The following is a 684-nucleotide window of genomic DNA, read 5'->3' as shown; positions in this document are numbered from 1 at the left end:
ATATTCGGCATTTGATTGTTATCCATGATCGGCATGATGTTTGGTATTGGGTTATTATCCATGATTGGCATTATATTTGGTGGTTGATTATTATCCAACATTGGCATGATGTTTGGCATTTGAATATTTGGCGGTATTACTTGTGGAATAACTACATTCTCTTTCGTTACATTTGGTGACACGATATTCCCTACATTTTCTTTCTTCACTTGCGGTGACACGATATTTCCTATGTTTTCTTTCTTTACTTGTGGTGACACGATATTTCCTACGTTTTCTTTCTTTACTTGCGGTGATACGATATTATCTTTTTTCGTTTGCGGAGAAATGATGTTATTAGGTTTCATTTTAGTAATTTGAGGAGCAATTAACTCACTTCCTTTTTTAATTACATCTGAAATTTTATATTCTTTTTTTGCTTTTATTGGTGGTTGCGGCGGCTGTGGTAATACATTTACCGAAAACTTTGTGTTTTCTTTTTCTGCTGGTTTTTGTTTTTCTATAACAGTTGGTTTTTGAATAACAGACGGTTTTTCAACTGGTTTTTCTATTTGAATTGGCTTTTCTTTTTGCACCTCTTTTTGTGGCTTTACCTGCACTTCTTTTTGCGGTTTCACTTGCATTTCCTTATGTGGTTTTACCTGTACCTCTTTTTGTGGTTTCACTTGCATTTCCTTCTGTGGT

The 684-nt window shown here is 34.4% G+C and carries 1 pseudogene; it reads right to left on the bottom strand.

Going from position 1 to position 684, the window contains the following annotated elements:
• A pseudogene (locus GFJ36_RS28810) lies at positions 1–684 on the bottom strand (peptigoglycan-binding protein LysM); the annotation flags it as partial.

The organism is Bacillus sp. EE-W1 (assembly GCF_009760835.1).
GTDB lineage: Bacteria > Bacillota > Bacilli > Bacillales > Bacillaceae_G > Bacillus_A > Bacillus_A wiedmannii.
The sequence above is the reverse complement of the archived record's forward strand: the minus strand, read 5'-3'. Positions and strand labels throughout refer to the sequence as shown.